The sequence below is a fragment of the Pseudomonas paraveronii genome (assembly GCF_963681955.1).
GTDB lineage: Bacteria > Pseudomonadota > Gammaproteobacteria > Pseudomonadales > Pseudomonadaceae > Aquipseudomonas > Aquipseudomonas paraveronii.
The window spans coordinates 4,432,863-4,459,258 of sequence record NZ_OY817130.1 but is presented as its reverse complement, the minus strand read 5'-3'; the positions used below and the strand labels follow the sequence as shown (position 1 = coordinate 4,459,258).

The 26,396-nt window shown below is 58.3% G+C and carries 23 protein-coding genes, 1 tRNA gene and 2 pseudogenes; 12 read left to right on the top strand and 14 right to left on the bottom strand.

What is annotated here, in order from left to right:
* Nucleotides 1-32: 32 nt before the first annotated feature.
* Entirely contained in the window at nucleotides 33-2,495 is a 2,463-nt protein-coding gene (locus U5A08_RS20515; RefSeq protein ID WP_321848346.1) for an EAL domain-containing protein, read from the top strand.
* A gap of 78 nt (nucleotides 2,496-2,573) precedes the next feature.
* Entirely contained in the window at nucleotides 2,574-3,344 is a 771-nt protein-coding gene (locus U5A08_RS20510) for an iron-containing redox enzyme family protein (RefSeq protein ID WP_232925539.1), read from the top strand.
* A 22-nt stretch (nucleotides 3,345-3,366) separates the two neighbouring features.
* Here U5A08_RS20510 and U5A08_RS20505 read toward each other — a convergent pair whose 3' ends face one another.
* Nucleotides 3,367-4,293 carry a GGDEF domain-containing protein gene (locus U5A08_RS20505; protein WP_253397608.1) on the bottom strand — a complete coding sequence of 309 codons (927 nt, stop codon included), beginning with the start codon at nucleotides 4,291-4,293 and terminating at the stop codon, nucleotides 3,367-3,369.
* Nucleotides 4,294-4,619: 326 nt separating this feature from the next.
* The gene (gene lldD / locus U5A08_RS20500) at nucleotides 4,620-5,762 is read right to left on the bottom strand and encodes an FMN-dependent L-lactate dehydrogenase LldD (RefSeq protein ID WP_253397606.1); all 1,143 of its coding nucleotides are present in this window, start codon (nucleotides 5,760-5,762) and stop codon (nucleotides 4,620-4,622) included.
* Nucleotides 5,763-5,863: 101 nt separating this feature from the next.
* Between lldD and U5A08_RS20495 the strand changes: the two genes are divergently transcribed.
* The 4 genes and pseudogenes from U5A08_RS20495 to U5A08_RS20480 all read left to right on the top strand — a co-directional run bounded on the left by U5A08_RS20495 (nucleotide 5,864) and on the right by U5A08_RS20480 (nucleotide 7,806).
* Nucleotides 5,864-6,748, top strand: a complete 885-nt coding sequence (locus tag U5A08_RS20495) for a LysR family transcriptional regulator (RefSeq protein WP_198717598.1) — start codon at nucleotides 5,864-5,866, stop codon at nucleotides 6,746-6,748.
* An 85-nt stretch (nucleotides 6,749-6,833) separates the two neighbouring features.
* A tRNA-Asn gene (locus U5A08_RS20490) sits at nucleotides 6,834-6,909 on the top strand.
* Nucleotides 6,910-7,031: 122 nt separating this feature from the next.
* Nucleotides 7,032-7,406: pseudogene (locus U5A08_RS20485) on the top strand (ParA family protein); the annotation flags it as partial.
* 214 nt (nucleotides 7,407-7,620) lie between these two features.
* The gene (locus U5A08_RS20480) at nucleotides 7,621-7,806 is read left to right on the top strand and encodes a ribbon-helix-helix protein (RefSeq protein WP_019694382.1); all 186 of its coding nucleotides are present in this window, start codon (nucleotides 7,621-7,623) and stop codon (nucleotides 7,804-7,806) included.
* A gap of 68 nt (nucleotides 7,807-7,874) precedes the next feature.
* Here U5A08_RS20480 and U5A08_RS20475 read toward each other — a convergent pair whose 3' ends face one another.
* The gene (locus tag U5A08_RS20475) at nucleotides 7,875-9,530 is read right to left on the bottom strand and encodes a SulP family inorganic anion transporter (protein WP_321848341.1); all 1,656 of its coding nucleotides are present in this window, start codon (nucleotides 9,528-9,530) and stop codon (nucleotides 7,875-7,877) included.
* A 141-nt stretch (nucleotides 9,531-9,671) separates the two neighbouring features.
* Between U5A08_RS20475 and U5A08_RS20470 the strand changes: the two genes are divergently transcribed.
* The 3 genes and pseudogenes from U5A08_RS20470 to U5A08_RS20460 all read left to right on the top strand — a co-directional run bounded on the left by U5A08_RS20470 (nucleotide 9,672) and on the right by U5A08_RS20460 (nucleotide 13,167).
* Entirely contained in the window at nucleotides 9,672-9,902 is a 231-nt protein-coding gene (locus U5A08_RS20470; RefSeq protein WP_198717600.1) for a hypothetical protein, read from the top strand.
* 444 nt (nucleotides 9,903-10,346) lie between these two features.
* Nucleotides 10,347-11,591: pseudogene (locus U5A08_RS20465) on the top strand (malic enzyme-like NAD(P)-binding protein).
* Nucleotides 11,592-12,153: 562 nt separating this feature from the next.
* Nucleotides 12,154-13,167, top strand: a complete 1,014-nt coding sequence (locus U5A08_RS20460) for an isocitrate dehydrogenase (protein ID WP_198717601.1) — start codon at nucleotides 12,154-12,156, stop codon at nucleotides 13,165-13,167.
* Nucleotides 13,168-13,363: 196 nt separating this feature from the next.
* Here U5A08_RS20460 and U5A08_RS20455 read toward each other — a convergent pair whose 3' ends face one another.
* The gene (locus U5A08_RS20455) at nucleotides 13,364-13,561 is read right to left on the bottom strand and encodes a hypothetical protein (RefSeq protein WP_321848335.1); all 198 of its coding nucleotides are present in this window, start codon (nucleotides 13,559-13,561) and stop codon (nucleotides 13,364-13,366) included.
* Nucleotides 13,562-13,584: 23 nt separating this feature from the next.
* Nucleotides 13,585-13,815 (bottom strand): hypothetical protein, encoded by a 231-nt coding sequence (locus U5A08_RS20450; protein WP_017845892.1) that lies wholly within the window; start codon nucleotides 13,813-13,815, stop codon nucleotides 13,585-13,587.
* Between the two features lie 384 nt (nucleotides 13,816-14,199).
* Here U5A08_RS20450 and U5A08_RS20445 point away from each other — a divergent pair, with 384 nt between their 5' ends.
* Nucleotides 14,200-14,484, top strand: coding sequence for a hypothetical protein (locus U5A08_RS20445; protein ID WP_198717603.1), 285 nt, complete (start codon nucleotides 14,200-14,202; stop codon nucleotides 14,482-14,484).
* A gap of 271 nt (nucleotides 14,485-14,755) precedes the next feature.
* Here U5A08_RS20445 and arsA read toward each other — a convergent pair whose 3' ends face one another.
* Nucleotides 14,756-16,516, bottom strand: a complete 1,761-nt coding sequence (arsA, locus tag U5A08_RS20440) for an arsenical pump-driving ATPase (RefSeq protein ID WP_321848332.1) — start codon at nucleotides 16,514-16,516, stop codon at nucleotides 14,756-14,758.
* A 258-nt stretch (nucleotides 16,517-16,774) separates the two neighbouring features.
* Here arsA and U5A08_RS20435 point away from each other — a divergent pair, with 258 nt between their 5' ends.
* Nucleotides 16,775-17,200 (top strand): DNA/RNA non-specific endonuclease, encoded by a 426-nt coding sequence (locus tag U5A08_RS20435; RefSeq protein WP_253397591.1) that lies wholly within the window; start codon nucleotides 16,775-16,777, stop codon nucleotides 17,198-17,200.
* Between the two features lie 26 nt (nucleotides 17,201-17,226).
* Here U5A08_RS20435 and dmeF read toward each other — a convergent pair whose 3' ends face one another.
* From dmeF to U5A08_RS20400, 7 genes are all read right to left on the bottom strand, one after another.
* On the bottom strand, nucleotides 17,227-18,162 hold the full coding sequence (gene dmeF, locus U5A08_RS20430) for a CDF family Co(II)/Ni(II) efflux transporter DmeF (protein ID WP_321848331.1): 936 nt from the start codon (nucleotides 18,160-18,162) through the stop codon (nucleotides 17,227-17,229).
* Entirely contained in the window at nucleotides 18,159-18,434 is a 276-nt protein-coding gene (locus tag U5A08_RS20425) for a metal/formaldehyde-sensitive transcriptional repressor (RefSeq protein ID WP_017849380.1), read from the bottom strand. The genes dmeF and U5A08_RS20425 overlap by 4 nt, the downstream gene beginning before the upstream one ends.
* 208 nt (nucleotides 18,435-18,642) lie before the next feature.
* Entirely contained in the window at nucleotides 18,643-20,664 is a 2,022-nt protein-coding gene (locus tag U5A08_RS20420) for an FIST N-terminal domain-containing protein (protein WP_253397587.1), read from the bottom strand.
* A gap of 254 nt (nucleotides 20,665-20,918) precedes the next feature.
* On the bottom strand, nucleotides 20,919-21,275 hold the full coding sequence (locus U5A08_RS20415; protein ID WP_198717608.1) for a VOC family protein: 357 nt from the start codon (nucleotides 21,273-21,275) through the stop codon (nucleotides 20,919-20,921).
* A 75-nt stretch (nucleotides 21,276-21,350) separates the two neighbouring features.
* Nucleotides 21,351-22,601, bottom strand: coding sequence for a flavin-containing monooxygenase (locus tag U5A08_RS20410; RefSeq protein ID WP_321848328.1), 1,251 nt, complete (start codon nucleotides 22,599-22,601; stop codon nucleotides 21,351-21,353).
* Between the two features lie 71 nt (nucleotides 22,602-22,672).
* Complete coding sequence (locus tag U5A08_RS20405; protein WP_253397583.1) at nucleotides 22,673-23,122, bottom strand: type II 3-dehydroquinate dehydratase; 450 nt, start codon at nucleotides 23,120-23,122, stop codon at nucleotides 22,673-22,675.
* Between the two features lie 54 nt (nucleotides 23,123-23,176).
* Nucleotides 23,177-23,599, bottom strand: a complete 423-nt coding sequence (locus tag U5A08_RS20400) for a RidA family protein (protein ID WP_253397581.1) — start codon at nucleotides 23,597-23,599, stop codon at nucleotides 23,177-23,179.
* 196 nt (nucleotides 23,600-23,795) lie between these two features.
* On the opposite strand from U5A08_RS20400, the gene U5A08_RS20395 reads away from it, so the two are divergent.
* Complete coding sequence (locus U5A08_RS20395) at nucleotides 23,796-24,770, top strand: LysR family transcriptional regulator (protein WP_253397579.1); 975 nt, start codon at nucleotides 23,796-23,798, stop codon at nucleotides 24,768-24,770.
* A gap of 172 nt (nucleotides 24,771-24,942) precedes the next feature.
* Here the strand turns inward: U5A08_RS20395 and U5A08_RS20390 are convergent.
* A protein-coding gene (locus U5A08_RS20390; protein ID WP_321848324.1) for an IS3 family transposase occupies nucleotides 24,943-26,318 on the bottom strand; the annotation gives its coding sequence in 2 pieces (ribosomal slippage) (nucleotides 24,943-25,815 and nucleotides 25,818-26,318; 1,374 coding nt in all).
* Nucleotides 26,319-26,396 lie beyond the last annotated feature (78 nt).

Sequence of the window (26,396 nt, the reverse complement as noted above, 5' to 3'; positions counted from 1 at the left end):
GCGTATTTGGCTGTGCATGTGCAAGGGACTTCATGAAGCAGAAGCGGACTCTCGGAACGCCAAGGCTGTTGGGCATTGTCTGGCCCTTTATCGCCGTCGTATTGTTCCAGGCATTATTAGGCTGCATCAGTCTATATGTGCTTTCAGCGGTGCGCGTCTATGTGGCTGGCGAGAGTCTGTGGTCCAAGGGCCAGAAAGACGCCATCTACTATCTGACGCTGTACGCCGATAATCGCGACGAGGCCACCTACCTCAAATACCAGCAAGCGATTGCTGTGCCCCAGGGCGGGCATGAGCTGCGTATCGCCCTGGACCGCCCGGCCCCCGACCTCAACGCGGCGCGCCTGGGGATCATCAAGGGCGGCAACCACCCGGATGACGTCTCCAGTGTGATCTGGCTGTATCTCAACTTTCGCCATTTCAGTTACTTGGAAAAAGCCATTGAGCTGTGGGCCGTGGGCGATGGCTACCTGGTCCAGCTGGACGACCTGGCCCAGGCGATGCACCGGGCGATCACCACCGGCCAGGTCCGTGACGACAATGTGCGGCAATGGAAGGCGCAAATCTTTGCCATCAACGACGGCGTAACACCGGCGGCCAAGGCGTTCAGCGATGCCCTGGGTGAAGGCTCGCGCTTCATCCTGCGGCTGTTGCTGATCACCAACCTGGCCACGGCACTGTGCCTGATCGCTCTGGCGCTGCTGCGTACCTATAAGTTGTTGACGCAGCGGCACGCTTTCGCCGATGCCCTGCAAGTGGAGAAGGAGCGGGCACAGATCACCCTGGAGTCGATCGGCGATGGCGTGATCACCACCGATGTCGATGGCGCCATTACCTACATGAACCCGGCCGCCGAGGCACTGACTCGTTGGGCGTCGGCCCGTGCCCACGGCCAGCCCCTGGCGGCACTGTTCAACCTACTCGATGAAAATGCCCAGCCCGATGGTTTCGCCCTGATCGAACACATCACCAAGGGCCACTTGAGTGGCGGCAGCGAACACTCCAAAACCATCCAGCGCCTGGACGGCAGCACCGTCTCGGTGACATTGGTGGGCGCGCCGATCCGCAGTGCCGGCAAAGTCAGCGGCGCGGTGCTGGTGCTGCACGACATGACCCAGGAACGGCAATACATCGCCAATCTGTCTTGGCAGGCGACCCATGACGCATTGACCGGCCTGGCCAACCGTCGTGAGTTCGAGTTCCGCCTGGAACAGGTGCTGCAACACGTCGGGCGTGAGCACAACGGGCGGCATGCCTTGATGTTCCTCGACCTGGACCAGTTCAAGCTGGTCAACGACACCTGCGGCCATGCGGCAGGCGACGAGCTGTTGCGGCATATCTGCGCACTGCTGCAATCGGATCTGCGGGAGGGCGACACCCTGGCGCGCCTGGGCGGTGACGAGTTCGGTATCCTGCTGGAGAACTGCCCTGCGGCGGTGGCGGAAAAAATCGCCGAAAGCCTGCGCCACACCGTGCAGAACCTGCATTTCGTGTGGAAGGGCCGGCCATTCATGACCACTGTCAGCATTGGCCTGGTGCATATTTCACAGACCCCGACCACCCTGGAAACGTCGCTGCGCGCCGCCGACATGGCCTGCTATATGGCCAAGGAAAAGGGCCGCAACCGCGTGCAGGTCTACCACCCCGACGACTCCGAACTGTCCCTGCGCTTCGGCGAGATGGCCTGGGTGCAACGCCTGCACATGGCTTTGGAAGAAAACCGCTTTTGCCTGTACTCCCAGGAAATCGCGCCCCTGGGGCACACCGACGCCGGCAGTGGGCACATTGAAATCCTGCTGCGCCTGCACGACGAGTCCGGCCGGATCATCCTGCCCGACAGTTTTATTCCGGCCGCCGAACGTTACGGGTTGATGAGTTCCCTGGATCGCTGGGTGGTGGACAACGTGTTCAACCTTATTGCCCGTTGCATGCATGAGCGTCCGGGCCGGCCCATGGCTATGTGTGCGATTAATCTGTCAGGCATAACTATTGGTGATGACGCTTTTCTCGATTTTTTACGCGAGAAGTTCGCGGCTTACAGCGTTCCGCCAGAAATGATTTGTTTTGAAATAACTGAGACCTGCGCTATCGCCAATTTGCGCAGTGCAATTCGCTTTATTAATGAACTCAAAGACTTAGGTTGCCATTTTTCACTCGATGACTTCTGCGCCGGAATGTCCTCATTCGCTTATCTGAAACATTTACCTGTAGACTTCTTGAAGATCGATGGAAGTTTCGTAAAGGATATGCTGGACGACCCGATTAACCGCGCCATGGTCGAAGTGATCAACCACATCGGCCACGTCATGGGTAAACGCACAATTGCCGAGTTTGTTGAAACGCCGCACATCGAACAGGCTTTACTTGAGATCGGTGTGGATTACGCTCAGGGCTACGTGATTGAACGCCCGCAATTGCTTACCTTTGATAGCTTGCAGTGTCGACCTGTGCGGCCGCAGCCTCTGTTATTCAAGGCGCCCGGCACATTCCGCTGAAACATTTGCTGGTCTGTACAATCACACTTAAAAAGGAGCGTTATAGTGATCGACACCTTCAACAGAACCGGCCCACTTATGGAAGCCTCGAGTTACCCCGCCTGGGCACAGCAATTGATCCAGGGCTGTAGCGAGAGCAAGCGCCGAGTTGTCGAGCACGAACTGTATCAGCGCATGCGTGATAACACGCTGAGCGCCAAGACCATGCGCCAATACCTGATCGGTGGCTGGCCCGTGGTTGAACAGTTTGCCTTGTACATGGCACAGAACCTCACCAAGACCAAGTTTGCCCGTCATCCTGGCGAGGACATGGCGCGGCGTTGGCTGATGCGCAATATTCGGGTGGAATTGAACCACGCCGACTATTGGCTGCATTGGGCCGGTGCCCACGGCGTCAGCCTCGAAGAGCTGCAAGCACAGAACGTAGCGCCGGAACTGCACGCACTGAGTCATTGGTGCTGGCACACCAGTTCGGCCGATTCGTTGATCATTGCGATCGCCGCCACCAACTACGCCATCGAGGGCGCGACGGGGGAGTGGTCCGCGTTGGTGTGTTCCACCGGCGTTTATGCCGCAGCCTTCCCAGAGGAAGACCGCAAGCGCGCAATGAAGTGGCTGAAGATGCATGCCCAGTACGACGATGCCCACCCTTGGGAAGCACTGGAAATCATTTGCACGTTGGCCGGCATGAACCCCAGCCGACAACTGCAGGCAGAGCTGCGTCAGGCCGTGTGCAAGAGCTACGACTACATGTACTTGTTCCTGGAAAGTTGCATGCGCCTGGAGAACGAAAAGCCTGCGACCGCGACTGTTCGCGAGCGCCTGGTGCGCGTCGCCAGCGAAGCGTGATGTAAAACGCGTGGCGGGGGGGCTACCCCGCCATTGCCAAGCGGTTGCGACCTTCGCGCTTGGCTACATACAGGGCGCTGTCGGCCCGGCGCAACAGGCTTTCGGCAGACTCGCCAGCCAACAACGTCGAGCAGCCCAGACTCACCGTCAGATCGATGCGTATGTCACCCGCCCAATATTCCTGGGTCTGTGCCGCCAGGCGCAGGCGCTCGCCGACGATCGCCGCCGCTTCCCGGCCGGTGTTGGAGAGCAGGACGAGAAACTCTTCCCCGCCAAACCGGAACACCATGTCCATATTGCGTAGCTGGCCCTTGATTGACGCGGCCACGGCGCGCAGTACCTTGTCGCCAACCGCATGGCCGTGAGTGTCGTTGACGCGTTTGAAGTGATCGATGTCGAGCATCAGCAGGGACAACGGGTTCGAGTGTCGCCGCGCCATGTCGATTTCGCGCTGCAGGGTCTGGTCCATGGCGATGCGGTTGCCGGTTTCGGTCAACGGGTCACGCAGGGCGCTGCGGGTGGCGGCGCGATAGAGCAGGGCGTTGCGCATCGGGTAGAGCAGGGTGGCGAGCAGGGATTCTAGCTGACCCAGTTCTTCTTCCATAAAGCGTTGGTTGCGACGGAATACCAGCTCGCCCAAATGTTCGCCTTCATGGCTCAAGGCGTAGCTCACCGAATGATGGCCGCGATGGCCGAATTCCAGGCGTAGGTCGCTGGGCTGATGGGCGTAGTGCATAGCGTCCAGGGGCACCAGGCGCTGGATCTCGCGAAAGAACAGACCGAGGATGCGTTGCGGTTCCAGGCTGGTCTGCAATTGCAGGCCCAGTTGTTGGCGCAGTTGAACAACCGTGGTGGGGCGGTGCGGGAGAGAGGATGGCTGACCAAAGCCCAGGCGTTGCAATTTGGCACTGTCAAAGTCGATTGCGTGAGTCTGGGGCGGGGTTTTCATAAGCAGTCGGCCTCTAAGCACTTAGCTGTCTTACAGGCTCGATGAGAGTGGCGAGTGCCAAGCGTCTTACTGTTCCTTCAGTTCCGTAAAACATTGGAAACAGTTTAAACCGCTTTGCCAGGGGTTATAACCCCTGGGCACTGCCACACGTCTTGTCATCGCATAACCTGCTTGAAAGGGTTAGAGCGAGATTCATGCCACTTTGTTGTTTTTTTAATAAAATCCTTATAAATCAAAGGCTATTCAGGGGGGCAAAAACAGCCACTGCAGCGCAATGTCAGTTATTTGGCATGTGATGGCAGCTTGATGGCAGCTTGATGGCAGTTTTACACGCCGTGCTGAACCAAGGTGCTCGGGTCGATCTGCTCGATCGATGTGACGCCGGTCAGCGTCATGGCCACACGCATTTCCTTGGCGAAGATATCCAGCAGGTTTTCCACCCCGTGCTGGCCATCGGCGGCCAGCGCATAGGCGGTCGAGCGTCCCAACAGACACGCCTTGGCGCCCAGGGCGAGCATGCGCACCACGTCGAGCCCGGAGCGAATGCCGGAATCCACCAGCACTGTCAGGTCGTCGCCTACCGCTTGGGCAATCGGCGGCAGTGCCTTGGCAGTGGAGAGCACGCCGTCCAATTGGCGGCCACCATGGTTGGAGACCACGATGCCATCGGCTCCGAAGCTCACCGCGTCCTTGGCGTCCTGCGGGTCGAGGATGCCCTTGATGATCATCGGGCCTTTCCAGAACTCACGTATCCACTCCAGGTCTTTCCAACTGATCGACGGGTCGAAGTTGTTGGCCAGCCAGCCGACGTAATCTTCAAGGGTGGTGGGCTTGCCCAGGTACTTGGAGATATTGCCCAGGTCGTGCGGGCGGCCCATCACGCCGACATCCCATGCCCATTGTGGTTTGGTGACCGCCTGCAGCATCCGGCGCGCCGAGGCATACGGCCCGGACATGCCCGAATGTGCATCGCGGTAACGTGCGCCCGGCGTCGGCATATCGACGGTGAACACCAGCGTCGTCACCCCGGCGGCCTGTGCCCGTTCCAGCGCATTGCGCATAAAGCCGCGGTCCTTGAGTACATAGAGCTGGAACCAGATCGACTGCGCGCTTTGCGACGCCACTTCCTCAATCGAGCACACCGACACTGTCGACAGGCAGAAGGGAATCCCCTTGTTGGTCGCCGCCTTGGCCGCCTGCACCTCACCGCGCCGCGCGTACATGCCGGTCAAACCCACCGGGCTGAGGATGATCGGCATGGCATGTTCCTGACCGAACAGCGTGGTCTTCAAACTCAGGCTATCCACGTTGCGCAGAATGCGCTGGCGCAGGCTGATTTCGGCCAGGTCCGAACTATTGGCACGCATTGTGTGTTCGGCGTAGGCGCCACCGTCGATGTAGTCAAACAGGAAGCGCGGCAGCTTGCGCTTGGCGGCAGCACGGTAATCGGATGCCGACGAAATGATCATGAACAGTGTCTCCGCAGGGCAAAGGGGGATTACGGTAAGCAAACATCTGGCATGATAAAAACAACTTTTATCGCTAGCATCCAGTCGCAAAAGGAATACCGATGAACCTGAGAACACTGCGTGTCTTCGTCGAGGTGGTGCGTCAGGGCGGATTTTCCCAGGCGGCGCAGGTGGTGTCGCTGACCCAGTCGACGGTGAGCAAGGCGGTCAAGACCCTGGAAGACGAGCTGGGCGCGCCGCTGCTTAATCGCCTCGGTCACAAGAACGAACTTACCGCCGCCGGCGAAATTGCCTACCGCCGTGCCCTGGTGCTGCTCGCCGAGCGCAGCGACTTGGTCGCCGAGATCAACGACCTGCGCGAGCTCAAGCGCGGCCTGCTGCGTATCGGCCTGCCGCCAGTGGGATGCGGCGTACTGTTCGCGTCGATGTTCGCGACCTACCGCAACCGCTACCCCGACATCGATATCGAGCTCACCGAGCATGGCAGCAAAAAACTGCGCGAATGCCTGGAAGCCGGGGAGGTCGATCTGGCGGCCCTGCTGCTGCCGGTGGACGAAGGCTTCGACTACCAGCCCGTGCGCAATGAGCCACTGATGGCCGTGCTGCCCATGAGCCATCTGCTCGCGCGGCGCAAGCGCATCGACTTCACCGACCTCGCGGATTCACCGTTCATTCTGTTCGAAGCCGGTTTTGCCCTGAACGCATTAATCCTCACCGCCTGCGAACGCAAGGGCGTGACGCCCAGGGTGACCGCCCGCAGCGGGCAGATCGACTTCATCGTCGACCTGGTGGCGGCAGGGCTGGGCGTCGCCTTTCTGCCACGCATGCTCGCGCTCAAGCACCAGCACGCCGGCATCGCGCTGATCCCCTTGGACGAACCCCACACCGACTGGCACATCGCCCTGGCCTGGCGCGCCAGCGCCCACCTGCCACCTGCAGCCCGGGCCTGGCTGGACTTGGCCAAGGAAATGGCCGTCGCGGGGTAGGGGCGCACGCGAATTGTCCGAATGCGCCCGCCAGGCGCTACGGAGTGCTTGACTTATCCTTTTTAATCAGTAACATACGGCGAATTCCGCGATAGCTCAGTTGGTAGAGCAAATGACTGTTAATCATTGGGTCCCTGGTTCGAGTCCAGGTCGTGGAGCCAGATAGGAAAAAGCCTGCAGCGATGCAGGCTTTTTTTTGCCTTGGATTTTTCCGGGGTGATCAAAGCGCACAGCGTGACCAGCATGAATGCGTCTCTAATCCTACGATTCAGAGGTCAATATCATGAAAGTCGCTGCAGTCGTTTCAACCAAAGGCGGGCCGGGTAAAACCACGGTCGGCGTCAATCTGGGCGCGTTCTGCGCCGATGCAGGGATCCGCACCCTGCTCATTGATCTGGATAATCAGCCGTCGCTGTCGTCGTTTTATGCGCTATCGCATGAGGCGCCTGGTGGAACCTATCAACTGATCGCGAATAACGAGACTCGGGCCGACCAGGTCATTTCGCAGACCTGCATTCCTAATCTCTCATTGATCCATTCCTATGATCCGTTCAATCGGCTGGGAAATTTGTTGCTCCATGCTGCTGACGGGCGCCTTCGTCTCAAGAATCTGTTGCCGGCTTTCGAGCAGGACTTTGATCTGATTCTGATCGATACCTAATCAGAATATACGCAGACACGACAGCTCCTCAGATTGTCTTTCTGTAAGCGTCCTGGAGCATTCCTTGCCAGCGCCTGGTTGACCCGGCAATCCAGGCGCACAACGTGATTTGCAGGAAGCCGTCTTACGACCAGAACCTAACCGGTGACAAATGAATGCCCTGCTATTATAATTTGATTATCATTGATCGATTTAGGCGACAGGCAATTCCATGGAAAACAAGACTGCACGACTGACTGTGCTCATTGATCCCGTCAAGAAAAAAGCCCTTGAGGAACTTTGTGCGTCTCAGGATCTGACGCCTTCTCAGGTCGTTCGTCAGCTTATTAGGGACTACCTGGAGACGCATGGCGTGTCCTACGCGACCAAAAGCAAAATTGCGGCCAATGGCAAATAATTCATCCCTGTATGAGCGGGCACGACAAATGCCTGCTTGTCGCGCCTCATTCACTCCTGCCCCCACGCCTAGCCCTGAGTCTCGTTAATCGGGGCATGGCTGACCAGTGCGCCGCTGAAGTCAGCATGATAATGCTGTGAACCAAGCGCCTGAAGAATCCCTGCCTTGTCGAGCTTGCCAAGCACTTTTTCGTTGGCTTCGCACAGCTTTACGACAATGTTGCGTTTTTGCAGTTGCTCTATCACTTCGAGCAGCGTTTGCAGGCCCGTGATATCCATAAACGGCACTCGCTTCAGGCGAATAATCAACGTCTCGGGATCGGTGTGCGTTTGAGCCAAAGCACGCTCAAGGGTTTCTGCTGCGCCAAAGAAAAGGGGGCCTTCAATGGTGTAAACCAAAACACCGGGAGGAAGATGTGTATGCCCATTCATGCGCAACTCCACCTCCAGCTCTTTTTCGACCATGAGCTGTACCTCCACGGAGGAAGCCATACGACGCATAAATTGCAGCATGGCGAGAATGACCCCAATGTTCACGGCGATCGTCAGATCACTGAAAACGGTCAGGCCGAAGGTGATTAAAAGGATGGCGACGTCTGCTTTGGGGGCGCGTTTGACCATGCGCTTGAAGTGCTTCAGTTCGCTCATGTTGTAAGCGACCACGAACAAGATCGCGGCCAGCGCGCAAAGTGGGATATCCGAAGCCAAAGGAGCCAAGAAGAAGATCAGCAGAATCAACGTGAGGGCGTGCGTAAACCCCGCGATTGGACTATTGCCGCCATTGCGGACGTTGGTTGCTGTTCGAGCGATCGCACCTGTCGCAGCAAAGCCACCAAACAGCGGGGTAACCAGGTTGGCAATGCCTTGGCCGATTAACTCCTGGTTGGAGTCATGTTTGGTGCCGGCCATCCCATCGGCGACAACGGCCGACAACAGTGACTCGATGGCCCCCAGCATTGCGATTGCAAATGCAGGGCCAATCAACTCAATGACCTGTGGCAGCGTTATTTGAGGAAGGCCTATTTGGGGAAGCCCTTGGGGAATGCCCCCAAAGGCACTCCCGATCGTGGCCACGCCGTCGAATTGAAAATAGGCATGCAATGCCGTCACCACGACCATGGCGATCAGGGGGCCAGGAACGCGCTTTACGCCGGGCAGTCTGGGTGTGAGGATCACCAGTGCCAGGCTCAGCAGGGCTAACAGTGTCGTGGGTACATGAAGGTTGGGGAATGCCTGGATGAGGTGCCACAGCCGCTCGTGGAAATGCTCGCCACTGATTTTCGGCAAGCCCAAAAAGTCTTTCCATTGGCCAACCCAAATGATCACCCCGATGCCGGCAGTGAATCCAACAATAACGGGGTCAGGGATGAACTTGATGAGCGCGCCAAGTTTGGTGATACCGAGCAGTAATAAAATTGCCCCGGCCATCATTGTCGCGACCTGCAAGCCATCAACACCGTACTTGGCTGTCACGCTGGCCAGAATGACGATGAACGCCCCTGTGGGGCCAGCAATCTGAAGCCGGCTTCCGCCGAACAGCGAAACCAGCAAGCCACCCACAATGGCCGTGTAGATCCCCTGTTCCGGCTTGACGCCGGAGGCGATGGCAAATGCCATGGCCAAGGGCAGCGCCACGACGCCGACGATGACCCCCGAGACGATATTTCTAAGCCAATGTTCGCGCCCTAACAAGCCCGCTTTCCAAGCTTCTCGTATCGCAATCATGACTAGCCTCGTTCTGGTGGCATGTGCATACTATTCACACGATGTGATAATAGCAAAGCAATTGGTCTAGCCTCGGCACAACACCTGAGACGCTCTAGATTCAGTGCTCAGAGAGCTGAACCCTATGCCCGGAGACCCCGCATGAAACGCGAAGATGTCAAAACCAACCACGGGGAAGGCATGCACTTCGACACCCACGTGATAGCCAATCCGGCCAACACGCACGAGTGGATCATTCTGTTCAAGAAGGATGCAGGGAGAAGCTATTTTCTGGTCAATGACAATGAGGAAGTGGAGTCATTTGGACGCCTCGATGATCTGATCCATGAGCTTCGCGAGCTGGGTATCAAGTCCGCCGAAGTTCATTTCTGAGAGCTGCACTCAGGAAGGTTGATCATGTCTGTAACGATTGAGCGCTGTTAAAGAAAGAGTCGACGCCCCCCATCCTGTTCCCTGAATTCCATTCGCACGATTGTCGAAGTGCGTGGATCAGCACCCAAAACGCAATGAGAAACCCCTGAATCCCGATGTGCCGCGCTTAGGTCGTGGCGCATTGGGTATTCGTGCGCGCAAAAAAAAACGGCCACACAAGGTGGCCTAAGACGGGTTCAAGCATAGGAGGGCTCTATTGGCCAAAAAATACAGGCCCGCCCTGAATTCTTAGGGCCAATAGAGTGAGTCTGACGGCTGATAAACCCCTTCATCAGCAGCATTCAAACCGGCAATGTGATCCTGGTCTGTGGCTCAGGATCTCATTGCCTTGCATTATAATAGTGTTAACATAAGATTGTAATCAACGTCTAATTAGGGGCTCGCATGACTACCGACTTCAAAAAGGCTGCACTGGATTACCATGAATTCCCAACCCCAGGAAAAATCGGCATTGCGCTGACCAAGCCTGCCGACACCGCCGCCCAACTCGCACTGGCGTACAGCCCCGGCGTAGCCGAGCCTGTTCGCGAAATTGCGAAGGACCCGGAGAACGCCTATCGCTTTACCGGAAAAGGCAATCTGGTGGCCGTGATCACAAACGGTACGGCCATTTTGGGCCTCGGCAATCTAGGCCCCTTGGCCAGCAAGCCGGTCATGGAAGGCAAAGCGTTGCTGTTCAAACGTTTTGCCGGCATCGACTCGATCGATATCGAAGTCAATGCTGAGAGTTCCCAGGCCTTTATCGACACAGTCGTGCGTATTGCTGACACCTTTGGTGGCATCAATCTGGAAGACATCAAAGCCCCTGAGTGCTTTGAAATCGAAGAAGCCCTGATCGAGCTGTGCAGCATCCCGGTCTTCCATGACGACCAACACGGCACCGCCATCGTCACTGCGGCCGGTATGCTCAATGCGCTGGAAATTCAGGGCAAAACGCTGTAGAACGCGAGAATCGTTTGCCTCGGCGCGGGTGCCGCAGCCACGGCCTGCATGCGCCTGCTGCTCAGTCTTGGCGCGCAAAAAAGCAATCTGTACATGGTCGATCGCACCGGGGTCATCCACTCCGCCCGCAAAGACCTCAACCCATACAAAGCACAATTCGTTAACGACGGTGGCCCGCTTACGCTGATGGAAGCCATGAGCGGTGCTGACGTGTTTGTGGGGCTGTCTGGAGCCAATCTTCTTCCGGCGCAAGCGCTGGCGGCGATGGCTCCCAAGCCGATCGTGTTTGCCTGCTCAAACCCCGACCCTGAAATCAGCTACGAACTGGCCATGGCCACACGTGATGACCTGATCATGGCGACCGGTCGTTCTGACTACCCGAACCAAGTTAATAACGTTCTGGGCTTTCCGTTCATCTTTCGCGGGACCCTGGATGTTCGGGCAACCCGGATCAACGAAGCGATGAAAATTGCGGCAGTGGAAGCACTGCGCCAATTGGCCAAAGAGCCAACCCCTGTGGAAGTGCTGCAAGCATTCAATGTCGATAAGCTTGAGTTTGGGCGCGATTACATTCTCCCCAAAGCACTCGATGCTCGCCTGCTCGGTGCAATCGCCGGCGCAGTGGCCAAGGCCGCTATCGACACCGGTGTTGCGAAGCTGCATTACCCAGCGCACTACCCGCTGTAAGCGGAGGTCCATCAGGCTGATGTGCGGCAGTTGCACGACCTTTTGCACGGTTGGCAACTGTCGCACTCAGTGTGCATCCAGCCGCCGCAGCGCCTGAATATCGACAGCCCGCCATTTGCAAGATCATCCGTTCTTGAATGAACCGAGCCACAACTCGTCTTCTTTTATGCCTGCCTAAACGCGACCTGGCCCTGCCACGCACAGGCGTTCTAAGACCTTTGTCTCATCGGGAAAACGCTGCTTTCCACCACGTGGAATTAGCATTGTATGTTAATGTTATGCGCGTTATCGGTGGAGCAAATGACTGCACGCTTGATCCGGGCGCTCGCTCGTAGCAGTCGCGTTCATGCCCGTTTTGTGCGACGCGAGAGCTGACACCCACTCAGGTCGCTCGTCAATTGATCCGTGATGACCTGCGCAGTCACGGCGCGGAGGATGACACACGGCACTCTGCCGCGGTGAAAGCCGTCAGACAGTCAATGCCTATCAGCAGACTCGTGACACCAGTCTCAATGCCCCCATCAAAACAGCAGGCTGACAAAGCGCTGTTAAGGAAGAGACCATGAGCAAAACCATCGCAATCATCAAGGGTGACGGCATCGGCCCTGAGATCATGCAAGCGACGCTACGCGTACTCGATGCCCTTGACTGCAATCTTCAGTATGACTTCGTTGAGGCCGGTTTGGAGGCCTTGCAGCAGCATGGGCAACTGATGCCGCCCGTGTCCATCGAGACGATCGCCAAACACGGTGTCGCACTCAAAGGCCCTCTGACCACGCCGATTGGCCGCGGCTTCTCCTCGATCAACGTTCACCTTCGCCGCCACTTCGATCTCTACGCCAACGTCCGGCCAGCGATCAGTTTCCCTGGCACTCGTTCACGCTTCGAAGATATCGATATCATCACGGTGCGCGAAAATACCGAAGGGGCGTACCTGCCAGAAGGGCAGAGTATTTCGGAGGACGGTGAAGTTGCTCTGGCGAGCATTCGCGTCACGCGCACAGCCTCTGAACGCATCGTGCGGTACGCGTTCGAGCTGGCTCGTAGCAAAGGCCGTAAAAAAGTGACTGCGGTGCACAAGGCCAACATCATCAAGTCTTGCTCCGGGTTGTTCCTTGATGTGGCGCGTGAAGTTGCTGCGGATTATCCGGAAATCGAATTCCACGAGATGATCGTCGACAACGCCTGTATGCAGTTGGTGATGAACCCCCATCAATTTGATGTCATCGTCACCACCAACCTGTTTGGCGACATCCTTTCAGACTTGTGCGCTGGCCTGGTCGGTGGCTTGGGCTTGGCGCCGGGGTCCAACATCGGCGCCGATGCGGCCATCTTCGAAGCGGTCCATGGCTCGGCGCCGGACATCGCCGGCAAGAACATCGCGAACCCATGTGCATTGTTGTTGGCTGCCGCAGACATGCTTGATTACCTGGGCATGGTGGACAAGGGGACACGCGTGCGTACCGCTATCCGCGCTGTTCTGGAAAACTCCCGTGATCAAGTGACACCCGATATGGGCGGAGCCGGTACCACTGAGTCCTTCGCTGACGCTTTGGTGGCCTACGTGCGCGGCTAAATAGCGCATCAGGAAACACGCGCGTCGTCCGATTCGCCAGCTCACTACGAGCTGGCGATTTTCTGCGTGTGTTCCACGCTGACCTACCCAGAACCCCATGCGGCCACTGGGTCGAGAGCAGAAGCTCCACGGCGCGCTACGGAAGTAGCAATACTGTGTTGTCGTAATGTTAGCGTTAATAGAAATTCATTAAATATTATTGTTCGCTGCTATCGCGCTTGTCGGCGGACGACAATGCGCGAGGGAATGAGTGCGGGGCTTCAATACGCTCTTTTAGCTTTTCTGCGTAATCTTTTGCGCCCTGTTCATTGCGAAATTGAATGCGCCTGGCTCCAATGCACACAGACCACCGATGTTCACTCTGGCTAGATAGCTGCTCGATTTTGACGGACATGACGACACTCCAAGGAAAACAATTCAAAAGTGAATTTCAGCAACCTTGATACCGATTTCTCGCAGTTCATGAATCAAATCATCAAGGTACCGAAAGGGTTCGATTTCTTCGTTGTCATTGACTAGGAAGAAGCTTCTTCCTGCATCCTTTTTAAAGAAGACGATCCACTCCTGGGTATTGGCCGGGTTGGCAATCAAATGGGTATCAAACTGAATGCCTTCAGCGTATTTGGTTTTTACGTCCTCACGTTTCATACGGGTCTCCAAGCGCTCACGTATTGCTGTTCTCATGCATGTATTTGCCACCCCGCAATTGATTAAAAGACCTCGCCCCTGCCTGAAGCAGGGGCGAGTCGATTGCCTTTCTATTATCATTGCATGATAATATTATGCACATATGAGTCGCTTGAGGCTAGTCATGAGCAGGATTGTCGAAGCACCTGAGCCACGCGGCGCCGAGTAGGTCCGCCCAAGGCGTGGCTTTGCAGGTGCACGACCGTGCGGCCGGTTTTGCGTGATTGTTGAACGCCCCGTAGGGCGTCATGCGCAAAGGCTCCAGATGAGTGCCTCGGCGCAGCGGATCTCCCTTGCTTTTGATGCAGCGCGTAAGGTTTTTGAATTTTAAGGACGGCAGTCATCATGCGGAAAACAGCAATTGAGAAGCGCCTTCCGCTGAATGCTCCGACCCTGGAGCCAGGGCAACGAGTGTTGGTTTGCCTTGAGCAATGCGTCGTCGTTCAGCAGCGAGAAACAAGAATTTATCAAGTTGTATTCGACTGCAAATCACCCAAAACGATTCGAATTTTTTGGGCGGAATATGAGTGGATTTTCATCGGCAGGCTTAAGCAGCACGCCGAGAAAGATCCGTCATTGAAAAGCTTTGTATCAACGCTAAGAGCGGGTCTGAAGGCTGTCTGGCGATAAATACGGTTCTGATAAACCCAGTACAGACAGGCCTACGTCTTGCTGCTGCCGTGCTGATGGAACATCGAAGAATTCGCATAAAGTACGAACTTGATTGGGATAATCGTAGGGATATAAATCAGCAGGGTCTCATTGCAAAACGGATGCTTGTTTCTCTATTCGAGTCCGGGGCGTGCCAGACAGAGAAAAGCCTGCAGCGATGCAGGCTTTTTTGGGCTTGGGATTTGCTCCAGCAATCCAGGCGCACAGCATGAGTTCGCCGCGTATCGCTTCAGTCCAGCAGGCGCTTCAACCCGGCGACGCCAACCGGCGGCTCCGCTGTCCAGGGCACCACGATGACGGCGTGCTGGGTTTCGTCGGCCACCCTCGCCATTTGTTTGCGCTCGCTATCCAGGCGCGCTCGCAGCAGCGGGTCTGTCGTATCGGTGGCCAGTAGCGACTTATTGACCACCCAGGCAAACGGTTCGATGTTGGCCCTGCGCAAGTCATCCTGCAGCGCCGCCGCCTGAGACACCGGTGTGGCTTCGGGCAGCGTCACGAGGATGATTTTGGTGTAGTCCGCATCTTGCAGGCGCATCAGTGGCGTGACGATGTGGTCCGAGGCTTTGCCTTTGAATTCGCGAACCATCTGGCGGTGATAGGCGCCTGTGGCGTCCATCAGTAGCAGGGAGTGCCCGGTGGGGGCGGTGTCCAATACCACGAATGCGCTTTTGGCTTGAGCAACCACGCGGGAGAATGCGTGGAACACCGCGACCTCTTCGGTGCAGGGGGATCGCAGATCCTCGATGAGCAAGGCTATTTCGTCTGCCGTCAGGCCTGGCGCGCGGGAAGCGACGATCTTGTCCACGTATTTTTGGGTCTCGACCTTAGGGTCGATGCGGCCAACGCTGAGCCCCTGCACCTCGGCGTTGAGGGTTACCGCCAGATGTGCGGCAGGGTCTGTCGTACTCAGGTGTACGGACTTGCCATGCTGCACGAGGCCCAACGCGATGGCGGCGGCAATGGTGGTTTTGCCGACACCGCCTTTGCCCATGACCATGATCAAGCCGTGCTGGTCGTGGGCTAGCTCGGCGATCAATTCCGAGAGTGCGTGATATTCCAGGCGTGCCGGTGTCGGTGCTGCAGTGCTGGCAGGGCGAGCAAGCTCCGGGGTCAGCAGTGCGCGAAGTGCGGGCAGGCCCACGGAATCGACTGCCTTGAGTGGGATGTAGTCGGCTGAAAGCTGGCGCAGCGACGCGGGCATCTCGTCGAGCGCCTGTTGGCCTACGGCCTCGATCGCTGCTGCGATCGGGTCATGCAAATTGCTGCGTTTAAACACCGCATTCACCACCATGCGCTGGTTTTTCAGGCCCAATTCACGCAGCTCATCGCTGGAGCGTGCCGCCTCGCCGAGTGCGCCTTTATCAGGGCGGGTCACCAGTACAACAGTGGTCAAGGCTGGATCGTTGAGCGCCGCCAATGCCTGATTGAATAGCTGCTCCTGCATTTTCAAGCCTGAGTGCGGCCCCAGGCATGACGCACCACGATCATTGCCCTTCAAAAAGCCGCTCCACGCTTTTGGTAGGCTTAACAGTCTGAGCGTGTGCCCCGTGGGCGCGGTATCGAACACGATGTGCTCGTAGGCCGCGCTGCTCTGCGACAGCAGGTGCGAGAACTCATCGAAGGTTGCGATTTCGGTCGTGCATGCCCCTGAGAGTTGCTCGCGCACCAGGGCAATGTCTTCATCGCTGGCCTGATCGCCCATTTGTTCGACCACCCGCGCCCGATAGTCAATGGCTGCGGTCCCCGGGTCGATATTGAGCACGAACATTCCAGGCACGTGCGGCACCGCGACAGGTTGATTGCTCAGCTCAACGCCGAGCATCTCATCAAGGTTCGAGGCGGCGTCTGTGCTGACCAGCAGTACTTTCTTGCCTGCGTCAGCCAGTGCGATTGACACCGCGGTGGAGACCGACGTTTTGCCGACGCCACCCTTGCCGGTGAAGAACATATATCGGGTGGGTTGATCGAGTAGTTTGAGGGTGGACTGCATGGCACGCTGACTCCCTTGCGGAGCATGACTGGGTATCGGAGTTTAGCCCGATGTTCAGAATCGCCAATGTGGTCATATCAATCAAACGCTGATTTTTGCCGTCCATTGAGCGCAATTGTCTGTGCAGGTGGGCTGCAGCTCGCGGCCCAAGCATAGAGCAGGGGCCGCCGTGTGGCACTAACCAGGCTTTTCAGGATCAACAGCCCCCGCACCACCGTCGGTGGTCATCGGTTTACCCTTACCAAAAAGATCTAAAGCATGCACTTACGCAACCTTGCAGTCGGGTTGTCGGCCCTTGTTTTGCTCTCGACCGTGGCCCACGCTCGCAGTCTGCCCAACCTCTATACCGCCACCGAGCAACGCGCGTCCTTTGATGGCTGTGCCGATCTTTTCCCCGCCGCGAAACCCATCAACACCGCCACCGTGCCTGCTGGTATGCGCCCCCTGGCCCTGTGCTCCGACAATTTTGCGGTGCTCTATTCGCAGACCAGCAAGACGCCGCTGGTGGTGGTCGAGCGTCTGAACGCCGCGCAATTGCAGGATGCCAAGGGCGAGGAACGCACCAACCTGTTCTACCCCGACCCGCGCATCCAGCGGCCGATGGACTATGACGCGTTCGTGAAGAGTACCGGGCTGAAGTTGCTCGGTAATCTTCCGGTCTCCGGGTCAGTAGGGCGCACGTAAGGCGTGTGAGTCGCCCAGCGTCGCCGCTACGCCGCACCGAGCGTGCGAAACTCGACGGTGAGGTGACTTACTTCATGCACCGGTTTGAGGCGCTCGCGAATGCTGTCGGCATCCGCTGTGGCGTGGCCGACGACGCTCACGATTGCCGCATGCACACCTGGCCCTACCTGCCAGACGTGCAAGTCGGTAATCGTCGCGTCGCCCGCTTGTTCCACCAGTTCTCGGATCTCTGCGGCAACATGCACGTCGGTCTGATCGAGCAGGACGCCGGCGGTCACGCCCATCAGGCTCCAGGCCCAGCGTGCAATCACGATGGCGCCGACGATGCCCATCGCCGGGTCCAGCCAGACCCAACCCAGATACCGCCCCGCCAGCAACGCAGCAATCGCCAGCACCGAGGTCAGCGCGTCGGCGAGCACATGCACGTAGGCGGATCTCAGGTTGTTATCGTGGCCATGGCCATGGCCATGGCCATGTTCGTGCTCGTGGTCATGCCCGTGGCTATGACCGTGGCCGAGCAACAGCGCACTGACGATATTGACCACCAGTCCCACCACGGCAATCAGCGTCGCCGTGCCGAACTGCACCTCGGTCGGCTGCAGCAGGCGCATGATCGACTCGATGCCAATGCCCAGAGACACCAGCGCCAGGATCAGCGCCGAGGCAAAGCCGCCCAGATCGCCGACCTTGCCGGTACCGAAGCTGAAGCGCGGGCTGGACGCATGGCGCCGGGCATAGGCATAGGCCGCAGCGGCGATGCCCAACGCACCCGCATGGGTGGCCATATGAAAACCGTCGGCCAGCAGGGCCATCGAACCGGTCAGGGCGCCGGCGGCGATTTCCGCGACCATCATCACTACCGTCAGCATCACCACCCATAAGGTGCGCTTGGCGTTTTCTTCGTGGGCCGCGCCGAGGAAGACATGCTCGTGGGTGTGACCGTGCGCGTGATCGAGGCTCATTTCGAGTACCGCCGAATGGCTTCAAGCAGCTCTTCTACGCCCTGGTTACGTTCTTCCTCGCTGAGGGATGGGTCCGCCACATGCGCCCTGGCATGTTCTTCGATGATTTCTTCCATCAAACCGTTGATGGCGCCGCGTGTGGCGGCGACCAGGTGCAGGGTCTTGGCGCAATCGCTGTCCGATTCCAGTGCTCTTTCCACCGCTTGAATCTGACCGGCAATGCGTTTGACACGCTTGATCAGACTGTCTTTGTTTGCCGCTATATGGCTCACAATATACCCCCCCTACCTATGAGGTGCGGAGCATCACATACCTGGCCCCCCTATGCAATATTTCACTCCGGGCGCCGATTCCCCTGAAGGCCGGCCCCCTCGGTTTATACTCGATGGCCTCGTAATCAAACCTCTTCCAACACGCGCCCGATCCGGCTGAGCAATCTGTTCAAGCTAGTTGAGCATCCGAGGTAGACCCCATGGGGGTCTACGCATGCGTAAGCCCAGTCAGCGTATCCGCAATCGTCTTGGTCCGTTGCGCAGTCCCCTCTGTCGCACGGCTTGACGCCTCCAGTGCATCGAGCATTTCGCGCAAGGCACCGACGCCGCTGGACTGGTCTTCAATCTGCTGGGCAACACGCTGGATTTCGCCGGATAACAGGTCGATATCCACGCCGATTTCTGCGGCATTCTTGCGGGTGATTTCCGCCAGCTTGCGCACCTCGTCCGCCACCACCGCAAAACCCCGGCCCAGGTCGCCAGCGCGCGCGGCTTCGATCGCCGCGTTGAGCGCCAGCAGGTTGGTCTGGCCGGCGATTTGTTGAATCACCTGCACAATCGACTGGATGCGCAAACTCGAACCGGCCAGGGTCCGCGCACCGACCACGGCATCATCGGCCTGGCTGGACAAGCCCTCGACCGTCGCCCCGGCCTTCGCAGACACGGTGTTCTGCTGGTCGATGGTGCCAACCAGTTCGTCCATCGAGGCGTGCAACTCGCCGGAGTAATGCTTGATCTGCGAGGAGATTTCCGCGTGTTGACGTTCGGCCTGGGCCAACACTTGGCCCAGGTCCGCCAGGCCCTCGAACACCGGCAAAATATTGCTGTCCAGCCCGCGGGTATTCAGGGCGCCGCTGAAGTCATTGTTTTTGAACGCCGCAATCTGCTTGACCACTACATGGTTCAATCCCGCCAGTTTATTCACCTGGCGGCGTAGGAAGAAGGCTTTGAACTCGCCGTAGTGCGCAATGAAATTGTCCGCGTACTCGTCGCTGAAGCTGGCGCCCTTGGCCACCCGAAAGAAGAAAATTGCGGTCAGCGTCTGGTTCAGGTTCAAGCCCAGGATTTCCCCAAAGGTCGACATCCCTGCCAGCGGCACATCGCCAAACGTCCCGGCCATGCTGCCCAATTCGGTGGCGTTGTTCAGCCTGCGCAAAATGCAGTCATTGAGAATGCCCGCCACCGGCTGCCCGCCCTTGCCGCGCAGAAACTGCTCGTAGTCCACGCGGGTGGCCTCACGCAACGGCGTGCGCCGGACCATCACCAACTCCTCGCCGGGTGCCACGTCGCAATACAGTTGGACGATCTGGTGTTCATAGTCGATCCGTGCGATGGAGCGCACGAACAACTCATTGCCCACGCGGATGGCGAACGAATAATCCGCCAACTTCGACTCCAGCGCCTGGGGCGCGCAATTGAAGGCGTCACACAGCGCCTGCACCATGCTCTTGATATTGCCCGCGCTGTCGATCACCTGGTCAATCGTGCGGTCCTCTTCGGAGGCGGTCAGCACGTTGAAGGTCAAATCAGCCGGTTTGAAGTTCTGGCTTTTAAATACGCCAAAACGCACATTCGCGGCGGTCTTCAGGAACACGATTTGTGCGTGGTTCTGGTAACTGCGCTGGCCGTCATGGATCAGCGTTTTCTGGAAATCCAGCTTGCCCCCGGCCGACCCGCCGACAAACAGGCAGGGGAAACGCCCCGATTCATACAGCGCCTCCATGAAAAACGACTCCGACGCCGATAACCCGTCGAACACCACGTAGGCCAGCGTGTCGCGATGGTCGATCAGTGTGTGCGCCTGCACGCGCTTGATATTGCTCGTCAGCTTGGCAATCCGCTCCTTCATGCCCATGCGCTTGCCGCCGCTGCGGATGTCTTCACACTCCAGCGGCACCATCACCACTTCGGCGGAGGCGATCAGGCTGTCGTCAAACAGCTGCAGCACAATCCGGTCCCAGCGCTCGCCGGTGGTGCAATACAGCGAATTCGCCGCGTTGCACAACTCGCCGGCGGAGGTACACAGGCTGATGCTGGTTTGCGGGAAGCGGCGCTTGAGCTTGGCGGCGACCTGGTCGATGTCCAAGTGAGGGGAGATGAAACCGGTGATCAGCACCGGCGCGATGCGCAGGTTAGCCAATGAAGACTCCAGCTCATTGGCGGTGCAGGTGAGGGTGGCGGTGCCTTGACGATCGGCCCGGGCTTTTTTTAGGAAGTTGAGTGGATTCATGGCGACGGGCTCGATCCAGTGAGTGGACGCATGCAATAGGCTTGCGGCTAATAAGGTTATCGGCCGATGTGGCGGAGACTGGAGGAGGAGAATCGGGGCGACGACGAGGTGCAGGGGGCCAATCCGGCATTTACATCCGAACGGGTGGGTATCTCTGCACAACCCTGCAAGCACAGAAACAGCATAAAAGTGGGGAAGGACAGTTTGCGCATGTATAAAACCATGCGCTCGCTCAATCGATAAAAGCTCAGTCTTTACTGTTGCGCTGTCCAAACGGCCAGTTCATAGCCGTCAGGATCAATGAAGTGGAACCTGCTTCCACCGGGGAACGAAAAGGTTTCGCGGGAGATCACCGCGCCCACAGCCTTGAGCCGCCGCTGCGCGTCCTCGAGATTGTCCGCATACAAGATGACTAAAGGACCGCCCGGCCGCACCGGCTCCCCCGTGGTGAAGCCACCCGTCAGCCGGCCATCGCTGAATTCGGTATAGGTCGGGCCGTAGTCGACGAACGTCCATCCGAACGCGTGGCCGTAGAAAGTTTTGCTGCGGGCAATGTCGCTGACATTGAATTCAATATTGTCGATCTGTCGATCTTGACCACGAACGCTCATGGCTGCCTCCTTGGCGAATGTCCAAAGCGGCGATTGTAGCGGATCGGTCGTTGGAAGGCTGCTGGGAGCAAGGCGCTAAGCCTTGCCATACGCCATGTACTCGTTCTGCAACACGATGTGATCTGCCACGTACTTCGCATCATGCCAAACCCCATAGATAAACGACGACGCCCGGTTCACCAGATTCGGCAGGCCCAGGAAGTAGATCCCGCTCTGTGCCGAAATCCCGCGTTTGTGGAACGGTTCGCCGTTCTCGTCGAACGCATCGACCTTCAACCAGTTGAAGTCGAACTTGAACCCGGTGGCCCACAGAATCGTGGTCACGCCGGCTTCGGCCAGGTCCAGGCTGAGGATCGGGTCAAGCAGGCATTGCGGGTCGGGCAGCAGTTCCCAGGCTTGCGGTTCTTCGGGGAACGGCAAGCCGTTTGCCTCGATATAGGCATCGGCGTCGCGCAGTACCTCGAAGTACGCTCGATCCCCCTCTGCCACGTTGGCGGCCAGGCCAGGGGCGAAGGTCATGACGCCTGCGTTCCACTGTTCGGTGACGCCCACCAGGTTGATCCCTTGATGCGCGAGGCGGCGGAAGTCGACGGTCTTGCCGCCTTCGTAGCCGCTGACGGCAAAGGCCACGTGTTTTTTCTTCGGCTGGATTTTGACTTCATCCCACAGGCCCAGGGCGCCGAGCCACCAGCAGTAGTCGCGGCCGCGGTAGGCGCGGGGAGGGCGGTAGTGTTCGCCGACCGAGAGGTACACGGTTTTGCCGGCCTTTTGCAGTTCTTCGGCGATCTGCGAGCCGGAAGCACCGGCGCCGACCACCAGCACGGCGCCTTCGGGCAGTTGGCCGGGGTTCTTGTAGGCGCAGGAATGCAACTGATGCAGCGGCGCGGTGGCGGGCACGATGTCCGGGATCGAGGGGCGTTGGAACGGGCCGGTGGCGGCCACCACGTTAGCGGCCTCGATCACGCCCGCCGAGGTAGTCACCTTGAAGCCGGGGCGACCGACATGGCGCTCCACTTGCTGCACTTCGACGCCGGTGCGCACCGGGGCGTTGAGCATCTCGACATAGGCTTGGAAGTAGTCGGCCATGCGCTCCTTGGGCGGGAAGGCTTCGGGGGAAATGCCCTCGAATTTCAGGCCGGGGAAGCGGTCGTGCCAGGCCGGGCCGTTGGCGACCAGCGAGTCCCAGCGCTCCGAACGCCAGCGCTCGGCGATGCGGCTGCGCTCCAGCACGATATGCGGCACGCCCATCAGCGACAGGTGCTCGCTCATGGCGACGCCGGCCTGGCCTGCGCCGACTACCAGGGTGTTGATTGTTTCGACGGACATAGGCGTTTCCTGAAAAGTTAGAGGTTTATCTGCAATACCGCAGAGCCGCATTTGATCGATGATCGGCCTGCTCACTGCTGCGGTTCGTTGAGCAGCTCGGCCACCGCCGTGAGTGCGAGTCGGTAACCCAGCGCGCCCAACCCGGCGACCACGCCGGTGGCGGCTTTGGACACGTAGGAGTGATGCCGGAAGCTTTCGCGCTTCCAGATATTGCTCATGTGCGCTTCGATGATCGGGCCGTCGAACGCCAGCAGCGCATCGAGGATCGGCACCGAGCTGTAGCTCAGCCCGGCGGCGTTGATCACGATGGCGTCGGCGTTCAGGCGGGCCTCTTGAATCCAGTCCACCAGCACGCCTTCATGGTTGCTCTGGCGAAAGTCCAGGGTCAGGCCCAACTCTGCGGCGTGGCCCTGGCAACACGCTTCGATGCTGGCGAAGCTGGCGCTGCCGTAGCTGCCGTGCTTGTCCAGCCCGTAGAGGTTGGCGTTGGGGCCATTGAGGAAGTACACGGTGCGGGGCATGGGGTTCTCCGGCTTATTTCGCGACGTGCAGCGCGACGTTGGCGTCGGCCGCTTTCATACGGCCCAATCGTCCGGCACCACGGCGATCACATCGATCTCCATCAACCACTCGGGCTGGCCCAGGCCGGAAATCACCAGCCCGGTAGATATCGGGAACACGCCCTTGAGCCATTTGCCGACCTCCTGATACACCGGCTCGCGGTAACGCGGGTCGATCAAATAGGTGGTGGTCTTGACGATATGGGACAGGTCGGAACCCGCCTCCTCAAGCAGTTGCTTGACGTTTTTCATCGCTTGTTCGGCTTGCGCGCGCGGGTCGCCGAGGCCGACCAGGTTGCCGTCGAAATCAGTGCCGATCTGGCCGCGTACATAGATAGTGTTGCCGGCGCGCACGGCCTGGCACAGGTCGTTGTCCAGCGCCTGGTTGGGGTAGGTCTGCTTTGTGTTGAACATGCGGATGCGGGTGTGGGTGGGCATGGCTGGCGACTCGTCGGAAGCGGGATGCAATCAGCTTCACATCGCCTGTTGCCGGGCGAAACCAGCATTTGTGCGGGGTAGTGCTTAGGAAAAACCGAAGCCCGAGCTGGTCATCGCCCTGCGCCGGCCCCGCGCCTATCCCGGCATGAACCCTGCAACACGCTGGGCATACAGTCATTACCGAGGTACAGGCCTGATGCTCAGTCGTATTACTCAGCGCCAACTGGAATATTTCGTCGCGTCGGGCGAGGCCGGCAGCATCAGTGCCGCCGCTGAACGCATCCATGTCTCCTCGCCGTCGATCTCGGCGGCGATCACTCATATGGAGGCCGAGCTGGGCATCCAGCTGTTTATCCGGCATCACGCCCAGGGCATTTCCCTGACGGCAGTGGGGCGTCTGGTGATGCAAGAAGCCAAGCAGATCATGGAACAGATGAGCAACCTCTACACCATCGCCTCGGAGTCATTGAACACCGTGCGCGGGCCGTTGCGGGTGGGCTGCCTGGAGTCGCTGGCGCCGATGATCACCCCCGAGCTGGTGTTTGGCTTCGGCCGCGCGTTTCCCGGCGTGCGCCTGACTCAGGCCGAGGGCAACCACGAGGAACTGCTGGAAAAACTGCGCAGCGGCGAGCTGGACATCGCCCTGACCTACGACCTGGTGACCAGCCCCGACATCGACTTCCAACCCCTGGCGCACCTGCCGCCGTATGTGATGGTTGGCGAGTATCACCCGCTGGCGAGCCTGTCGGCGGTCAGCATGCAGGATCTGGAGGCGTACCCGGTGGTGCTGCTCGACACGCCGTGGAGCCGCGACTATTTCCTCAGCCTGTTTATGCAGGCGGGCACCACGCCGAACATCATCATGCGCTCCACCAACCTCGAAACGGTGCGCGCCATGGTCGGCAACGGGATCGGTTATTCCTTCGCGAATGCGCGGCCCAAATCGAACCTGTCCCAGGACGGTAAACGCGTGATCCGTCTGCGCCTGGCGGGCACGCACCGGCCGATGAAGCTGGGGTACGCCACGGCGAGCAACACTCAACTGTCACGCGTGGTGTCGGCGTTTGCCGAGCGCTGCCGGATGTTTGTGTCTGACCAGTACATCCCCGGCATGGCTCCGCCGAGTTTTTTTGACCCGCATGCGGTGCGCTCGCTCAGCGGTGTGAGCTGAATTTGCACCAAAAGGTGGCGTGTTCGGCGCGGTGAGTTCAGGCGCGCACCCTTTCGGTCAGGGCGTGCGGCATATCCAATGTGGGAGGGGGCTTGCCCCCGATTGCGGTGTGTCAGCGACATATCCGCTGGCTGATGCGCTGAAGTGCGCCCCAAAAGTTGGACAGTGATTGTTAGGCTACAGCGGACCGGGCTCTGTACGCTACAGGGCTCAGTCCGCCAAGCTTCGTTTTGATTCGTTTATGGTTGTAGTAATGGATGTATTCAGCCAGTCCAGCCTGCAACTGAGCCACGCTGTCGAAGCTTTCCCGGTAGTAAAATTCTGACTTCAACGTACCAAAGAAGCTCTCCATTGTGGCGTTGTCATAGCAGTTTCCTCTGCGTGACATGCTCTGTTCCAACCCTGCTTTTTCTAGTTGATCCCGGTACTTTGGGTATCGATAGTGCCAACCCTGATCCGAGTGCAGCATGGGTTTGACGCCCTCAGGCAAGCGCTCAAGAGCTTGTTCCAGCATGTCGCCCACCAACGCATATTGGGGGCGTGTGGCGGTCTGATAAGCCACGATTTCTCCGTTGTACAAGTCTAAAACTGGAGACAGATACAGCTTTCCGCCAGCCACTTTGAACTCGGTGACATCCGTTACCCATTTCTGATTCGGTTGTTCAGCCTCGAACTGACGAGCCAGGGTATTGGGCGAGACTTTTCCCATCGGCCCTCGATACGATCTGTATTTCTTCGGTCGTACCGTACATTTCAGACTCAACTCCCCCATCAGTCGCCGCACCGTTTTACTGTTGATCAACTGTCCGTTGCTGCGCAGAGCTAAAGTCATACGACGATAGCCGAAGCGCCCCTTATGCTCGTCTTGAAGGCTCTGGATAGAGGCTTTCAGCGAAACGAACCGGTCTGCTCCGTCCATCGCCTTGAGTTGGTAGTAGTACGTGCTGCGGGCGAGCCCAACCAGTTTGAGCAAAGGGTCCAAAGGGAAGCTTTGCCTCAACTCAGAGACTAATCGGGCTTTTTCTTCGCTTCTTTCTCGCGCCTCATTACCGCCTCGCCTAACTCCCCAAGCTTTTTTAGGTAGGCGTTCTCCATGCGCAAATACTGGAGTTCATCAAGTAAAGCCTTGTGAGCACGCTCTTGGTCGGTGAGTGGGGCAGCCGTTTTTCGAGGTTTAGCTGGTGGTTTGGACATAGCGATATTCAATCCTTTTTCCCCTGAGGCCAGGGCTTCAATACCGCCACTGTAATACTGCTGCTGCCATCTGCCCACTTGGGTAGAGTCACCCAGATTGAAGAGTGCCGCTGCGCGGCGAAAAGAGAGGGAGTCACGCCACATGCGTTGCAGAACGGAGAACTTGAACAAAGCACTATAACGTCCACCGGAACTACTCAGACTGGCCTCACCGTGCAGCCGGTAAGCTTCCACCCAGCGGCGAAGCAAAGTGGGGTCCATTTGAAATCGGGCTGCAATATGGCGAAAGCCTCGGCCTCGCTCTAGGAAGGCGGTAATGGCGGAAAGTTTGAACTGCGCGGTGTACTTGCTCATGAAAAAGCCCCAGGAGTTGGATGAGTGTCCAACTTTTGGGGCGCACTTCACGCCGCTATCGGGAGCAAGCCCCCTCCC